This window comes from Bacillus sp. PS95, assembly GCF_037963565.1.
GTDB lineage: Bacteria > Bacillota > Bacilli > Bacillales > Bacillaceae > Bacillus > Bacillus subtilis.
Window position 1 is genome coordinate 156,055 of the sequence record NZ_CP150160.1, and the last position, 6,446, is coordinate 162,500.

A 6,446-nucleotide genomic window follows, 5' to 3' on the forward strand; every position below is an offset into this window, starting at 1 on the left:
GGACAAGCGGGAGGGGAAGGGATGAGGAAAAAGCTTAAATGGCTCAGTTTTTTGCTAGGCTTCATCGTATTACTATTTCTGTTCAAATATCAGTTCAGCAATAACGACTCTTGGAAGCCGTGGAGCCTGCCCTTGAGCGGTAAAATCATTTATCTAGATCCAGGTCATGGCGGGCCTGACGGCGGAGCAGTCGGCGGAAAGCTGTTAGAGAAGGATGTTACCCTGGAAGTGGCCTTTAGAGTCAGGGATTATCTTCAAGAACAAGGAGCGCTTGTTATCATGACCAGAGAAAGTGATACTGATCTCGCTCCAGAAGGAACAAAAGGCTATAGTCGACGAAAAGCTGAGGATCTAAGACAACGAGTCAAATTAATAAACCATTCAGAGGCGGAGCTCTATATCAGCATTCATCTTAATGCGATTCCGTCACAAAAATGGAGCGGAGCCCAAAGCTTTTATTACGGGAAATATGCGGAAAATGAGAAAGTCGCAAAATACATCCAGGATGAGCTGAGAAGAAATCTGGAAAACACAACCCGGAAAGCAAAGCGGATTCATGGTATCTACTTAATGCAAAACGTCACCAAACCGGGGGCGCTTATAGAAGTCGGATTTTTATCCAATCCAAACGAAGCAACGCTGCTCGGTAAACCGAAATATCAAGACAAGGTGGCATCTTCCATATATAAAGGCATTTTGCGATATTTCACAGAAAAAGGAGACCCTCCGGAGTAATGGAGGGTTTTCTTGTGGTTCTAAGCATAAGACACCCGCCATTTATGTATGATATAATAATAATTGTAAACGAATACACAAAAGGGTGAAGTTCGATGATAAGAGAAGATGAAGTAAGAAAACTAGTCGGAGAAATGCGCGAACCTTTTCTTCAAAGACCTCTGGGAGAATTGGATGCCGTTAAGGAAATTAAAATAAAGCCTGAAAAACGGCATATCAGTGTAAAAGTCGCTCTTGCAAAAACAGGAACTGCAGAACAAATGCAGATTCAGCAAGAGATCGTAAACGTATTAAAAGGGGCAGGAGCTGAGACAGTCGGCCTTCGATTTGAAGAGCTGCCTGAAGAAACGGTTGCTAAATTCCGGGCGCCGTCAGCTGAGAAAAAAACATTATTAAATATGGATAACCCGCCAGTCTTTCTTGCTGTAGCAAGTGGAAAAGGCGGCGTAGGCAAGTCAACTGTGTCAGTAAACCTAGCTATTTCTCTGGCTCGTCTAGGGAAAAAGGTTGGTTTAATTGATGCGGATATTTATGGCTTCAGTGTACCGGATATGATGGGTATCACTGTGCGTCCAACAATTGAAGGAGAGAAACTTCTTCCTGTTGAACGCTTTGGAGTAAAGGTCATGTCAATGGGCTTTTTCGTAGAAGAAAATGCCCCGGTCGTATGGAGAGGGCCGATGCTCGGCAAAATGCTGAATAACTTTTTCCATGAAGTAGAGTGGGGAGAAGTAGACTATATCGTTCTTGATCTTCCGCCTGGTACAGGGGACGTTGCTCTCGATGTACATACAATGCTTCCGAGCTGCAAAGAAATCATCGTATCTACGCCGCATCCGACAGCTGCTTTTGTCGCGGCCAGAGCGGGCTCTATGGCGATTAAAACCGATCATGAGGTCGTGGGTGTCATAGAGAACATGGCTTATTATGAAAGTGCAAAGACAGGGGAAAGAGAATATGTGTTTGGAAAAGGCGGAGGAGATAAACTGGCTGAGGAACTAAACGTGCCTTTGCTCGGCAGAATCCCATTGAAACAGCCCGATTGGGATAAGGACCAATTTGCTCCGTCTGTTTATGACGAAAATCATCCAATCGGAGAAATATATCAGGACATCGCAAAAAAAATAGATGCAAAAATGTCAGTGCAGGTATAAAAGGTGAACCGGGATTCCAGATCCCGGCTTTCCCTTTATTCACTTTCTTTGGCTGTGTCTTTTGCTGCTTTTTTCAGCTCATCTTCGAACTGCTTTTTGTAAAGCGGACTAGAAAGTGTTTCGTTGATAACCTCTTCTAAATAACTGCGGAATTCTTGGCTTTTTGCCAGCTGGCTGTACTTTTTATCCATGCCGGGATCCTGCATAACGCTCATCAGCATCTTCTGGTAATCTGGATCCTTCATCAGCTTTTTAATCACTTTTTCATGCTCTGTCTGAAGAGTTTTGGCAAAGCCCTCAGCAAAATCAGTGTCTTCAAAGATGTTTTTCCAAAATTCTTCACCTTTTTTAGATGTGAGTGTTTTTTCTATTGTTCCTTTAATTGCATCTTGGTCAATCACCAGCGCTTCATTCATGGCATCATCATTTAATAATTCCTTAATAGCTTTCTTTCCATCATCAGTTTTTAATATATCAACAACCATTTTTTTGGTCTGATCATAGTCCATATCCGCTGCTTGGTCTTTTGGAGCGCAAGCTGTTACAGATAATAACAAAAAACAGCTCATCAATAGCGTTTTGGCTTTTGACATGCTTAAGCTCCTTTCACATACTTGTCTTACCTTTAATATGATTCATCTGTTTGGAATTATACATAACAAAATATCGCTGTTCGCGATTTTTGAGGGGATGAATAAAGAAATGAAAAGCCGTGGTTTAGTTCGTTTTTTCTTTTCTATTTTAGCTGTCGGAGCGCTTATCACGAGTATTGTGGGTTTTGCTTTAAAATGGGGAGAATATAGAGGGCTGTTTCTTACATTTGAAGCGGGGCAGATTTTCTCTGTTTTATTTTGGTTTATCGGTGTAGGCATGATTTTCAGTGTGATCAGCCAAATGGGTTTTTTCGTGTTTTTAACAGTTCATCGGTTTGCGCTTGAGATATTAAGGTCCTCCTCTTTGTGGAATTTGCTGCAGTTGTTTTTCATCCTGTTTGTTGCTTTTGATTTAATGTACGTGCGTTTTTTATTTTTTGGAGAGAGCGGAGAATCGCTGGCTGGCTATGCGTGGTTACCGGTGTTTTTATTGATCTTTGGAGTGATTACAGCTTATATAAAGCAAAAGCAGTCCTCTAAGAAAACATTTGTGTCATCGTTATTTTTGATGGTTGTGATTACCGCATTAGAATGGTTCCCTGCATTAAGAGTAAATGATGAGGACTGGCTTTATTTAATGCTTTTTCCGTTAATGGCATGTAATGCCTTCCAATTGCTGATGCTGCCGAAGTTTGCAGCAAAGTAATTACTTTACCTCTGCGGATTTGGCATCAGAATTTGCGATGAGATCACCCACGGTTACATTTTTTAATCCTTTTTCTTTCAGCTGATGGATGATATCAGGCAATGCTTCTTCTGTTTGTTTTGCCGAATCGGAGGCATGTAAAAGAATAATGTCTCCACCGGAAACTTGCTTGGTCACATTGTCGATGATTTTTTCAACTCCAGGATTTGTCCAGTCTTGCGAGTTCACACTGTAATGAACGACTGTATAATTGTATTGCTTTGCGACCTTTAGAACATTCTTATTGAATTGGCCGGTAGGGGGTCTTAATAGCTGTATGTCTTTGACCCCTAACTTTTCAAAGGCTGTTTGCGCACGGTTCATGTCCTTTTTTATTTCGCTGCTCTCTAAATTGGCATAGTTTTTATAAGCGTAGCCCATGCTCCCAATTTGATGTCCATCCTTTACGATACGGGCCACTGTGTCGGGATGGCGTTCTGCCCAAGAAGCGGACAGGAAAAACGTTGCGTTTTTAATCCCGTTTGCTTTCAGAGTATTAAGTATCGGTTCTGCTCTCTCATCACCCCAGCTGATATCGAAAGTAAGTGAAATATCTTTAGAGTCTGTTTCTCCTTTATAAATGGCTTTAGGTCCGGTGTCAGTTGAAAACACGGGAAGCGGGACAGCTCTTTGGATATAAAAAAAGCTGGCAGCTGCAAATGCGGCGATAAGTATAATAATTAATTGTTTTACCCGTTTAATGTGCCACACATAGAAGTGATTCACTGATGATGCCTCCTTATCTTGTCCATCATTCTTGTTTTACATCTTATGAGCATGGACAATTGAATATAACCGATAAAATGTCTCTTCACATACAGCCTAAATTGGGTGTTGACCTTTTGATAATATCCGTGATATATTATTATTCGTCGCTGATAAACAGCTGACATCAACTAAAAGCTTCATTAAATACTTTGAAAAAAGTTGTTGACTTAAAAGAAGCTAAATGTTATAGTAATAAAGCTACTTCGTTAAGCGGCAGTAATGATCTTTGAAAACTAAACAAGACAAAACGTACCTGTTAAGTCAGTTTTTAAAAATCGCACAGCGATGTGCGTAGTCAGTCAAACTACTTTATCGGAGAGTTTGATCCTGGCTCAGGACGAACGCTGGCGGCGTGCCTAATACATGCAAGTCGAGCGGACAGATGGGAGCTTGCTCCCTGATGTTAGCGGCGGACGGGTGAGTAACACGTGGGTAACCTGCCTGTAAGACTGGGATAACTCCGGGAAACCGGGGCTAATACCGGATGGTTGTTTGAACCGCATGGTTCAAACATAAAAGGTGGCTTCGGCTACCACTTACAGATGGACCCGCGGCGCATTAGCTAGTTGGTGAGGTAACGGCTCACCAAGGCGACGATGCGTAGCCGACCTGAGAGGGTGATCGGCCACACTGGGACTGAGACACGGCCCAGACTCCTACGGGAGGCAGCAGTAGGGAATCTTCCGCAATGGACGAAAGTCTGACGGAGCAACGCCGCGTGAGTGATGAAGGTTTTCGGATCGTAAAGCTCTGTTGTTAGGGAAGAACAAGTACCGTTCGAATAGGGCGGTACCTTGACGGTACCTAACCAGAAAGCCACGGCTAACTACGTGCCAGCAGCCGCGGTAATACGTAGGTGGCAAGCGTTGTCCGGAATTATTGGGCGTAAAGGGCTCGCAGGCGGTTTCTTAAGTCTGATGTGAAAGCCCCCGGCTCAACCGGGGAGGGTCATTGGAAACTGGGGAACTTGAGTGCAGAAGAGGAGAGTGGAATTCCACGTGTAGCGGTGAAATGCGTAGAGATGTGGAGGAACACCAGTGGCGAAGGCGACTCTCTGGTCTGTAACTGACGCTGAGGAGCGAAAGCGTGGGGAGCGAACAGGATTAGATACCCTGGTAGTCCACGCCGTAAACGATGAGTGCTAAGTGTTAGGGGGTTTCCGCCCCTTAGTGCTGCAGCTAACGCATTAAGCACTCCGCCTGGGGAGTACGGTCGCAAGACTGAAACTCAAAGGAATTGACGGGGGCCCGCACAAGCGGTGGAGCATGTGGTTTAATTCGAAGCAACGCGAAGAACCTTACCAGGTCTTGACATCCTCTGACAATCCTAGAGATAGGACGTCCCCTTCGGGGGCAGAGTGACAGGTGGTGCATGGTTGTCGTCAGCTCGTGTCGTGAGATGTTGGGTTAAGTCCCGCAACGAGCGCAACCCTTGATCTTAGTTGCCAGCATTCAGTTGGGCACTCTAAGGTGACTGCCGGTGACAAACCGGAGGAAGGTGGGGATGACGTCAAATCATCATGCCCCTTATGACCTGGGCTACACACGTGCTACAATGGACAGAACAAAGGGCAGCGAAACCGCGAGGTTAAGCCAATCCCACAAATCTGTTCTCAGTTCGGATCGCAGTCTGCAACTCGACTGCGTGAAGCTGGAATCGCTAGTAATCGCGGATCAGCATGCCGCGGTGAATACGTTCCCGGGCCTTGTACACACCGCCCGTCACACCACGAGAGTTTGTAACACCCGAAGTCGGTGAGGTAACCTTTTAGGAGCCAGCCGCCGAAGGTGGGACAGATGATTGGGGTGAAGTCGTAACAAGGTAGCCGTATCGGAAGGTGCGGCTGGATCACCTCCTTTCTAAGGATATTATACGGAATATAAGACCTTGGGTCTTATAAACAGAACGTTCCCTGTCTTGTTTAGTTTTGAAGGATCATTCCTTCGAAACGTGTTCTTTGAAAACTAGATAACAGTAGACATCACATTCAATTAGTAACACAAGATATCACATAGTGATTCTTTTTAACGGTTAAGTTAGAAAGGGCGCACGGTGGATGCCTTGGCACTAGGAGCCGATGAAGGACGGGACGAACACCGATATGCTTCGGGGAGCTGTAAGCAAGCTTTGATCCGGAGATTTCCGAATGGGGAAACCCACCACTCGTAATGGAGTGGTATCCATATCTGAATTCATAGGATATGAGAAGGCAGACCCGGGGAACTGAAACATCTAAGTACCCGGAGGAAGAGAAAGCAAATGCGATTCCCTGAGTAGCGGCGAGCGAAACGGGATTAGCCCAAACCAAGAGGCTTGCCTCTTGGGGTTGTAGGACACTCTGTACGGAGTTACAAAAGAACGAGGTAGATGAAGAGGTCTGGAAAGGCCCGCCATAGGAGGTAACAGCCCTGTAGTCAAAACTTCGTTCTCTCCTGAGTGGATCCTGAGTAC

At 44.9% G+C, this 6,446-nt stretch carries 5 protein-coding genes and 2 rRNA genes (1 of these 7 running past the window's edge); 5 read left to right on the top strand and 2 right to left on the bottom strand.

Annotated elements, in window-relative coordinates; translation table 11 throughout:
• Positions 1 to 21: 21 nt before the first annotated feature.
• Entirely contained in the window at positions 22 to 735 is a 714-nt protein-coding gene (gene cwlD, locus NSQ12_RS00915) for an N-acetylmuramoyl-L-alanine amidase CwlD (protein ID WP_015252979.1), read from the top strand.
• Positions 736 to 830: 95 nt separating this feature from the next.
• A complete protein-coding gene (gene salA, locus NSQ12_RS00920) occupies positions 831 to 1,889 on the top strand; it encodes an iron-sulfur carrier protein/transcriptional regulator SalA (RefSeq protein ID WP_003235124.1) in 1,059 nt (352 codons plus the stop codon).
• Between the two features lie 35 nt (positions 1,890 to 1,924).
• Here the strand turns inward: salA and gerD are convergent, their stop codons facing one another.
• Positions 1,925 to 2,482: a spore germination lipoprotein GerD gene (gerD, locus tag NSQ12_RS00925; RefSeq protein WP_003235126.1), complete on the bottom strand. Its 558-nt coding sequence runs from the start codon at positions 2,480 to 2,482 to the stop codon at positions 1,925 to 1,927.
• A gap of 109 nt (positions 2,483 to 2,591) precedes the next feature.
• Here gerD and kbaA point away from each other — a divergent pair, with 109 nt between their 5' ends.
• Positions 2,592 to 3,188 carry a KinB-signaling pathway activation protein gene (kbaA, locus tag NSQ12_RS00930; RefSeq protein WP_004399693.1) on the top strand — a complete coding sequence of 199 codons (597 nt, stop codon included), beginning with the start codon at positions 2,592 to 2,594 and terminating at the stop codon, positions 3,186 to 3,188.
• Here the strand turns inward: kbaA and pdaB are convergent, their stop codons facing one another.
• A complete protein-coding gene (gene pdaB / locus NSQ12_RS00935; protein ID WP_003235130.1) occupies positions 3,189 to 3,953 on the bottom strand; it encodes a polysaccharide deacetylase family sporulation protein PdaB in 765 nt (254 codons plus the stop codon).
• Positions 3,954 to 4,304: 351 nt separating this feature from the next.
• Here pdaB and NSQ12_RS00940 point away from each other — a divergent pair.
• Both NSQ12_RS00940 and NSQ12_RS00945 read left to right on the top strand, forming a co-directional pair.
• Positions 4,305 to 5,854, top strand: a 16S ribosomal RNA gene (locus NSQ12_RS00940).
• A gap of 170 nt (positions 5,855 to 6,024) precedes the next feature.
• A 23S ribosomal RNA gene (locus NSQ12_RS00945) occupies positions 6,025 to 6,446 on the top strand; it runs 2,506 nt beyond the window's last position.
• The 16S and 23S rRNA genes sit together here, the layout of an rRNA operon.

Bases quoted from the DNA above. Each gene is read 5' to 3' on its own strand.
- kbaA (WP_004399693.1), top strand. From the start codon at position 2,592: ATGAAAAGCCGTGGTTTAGTTCGTTTTTTCTTTTCTATTTTAGCTGTC.
- gerD (WP_003235126.1), bottom strand. From the start codon at position 2,482: ATGTCAAAAGCCAAAACGCTATTGATGAGCTGTTTTTTGTTATTATCT.
- cwlD (WP_015252979.1), top strand. From the start codon at position 22: ATGAGGAAAAAGCTTAAATGGCTCAGTTTTTTGCTAGGCTTCATCGTA.
- salA (WP_003235124.1), top strand. From the start codon at position 831: ATGATAAGAGAAGATGAAGTAAGAAAACTAGTCGGAGAAATGCGCGAA.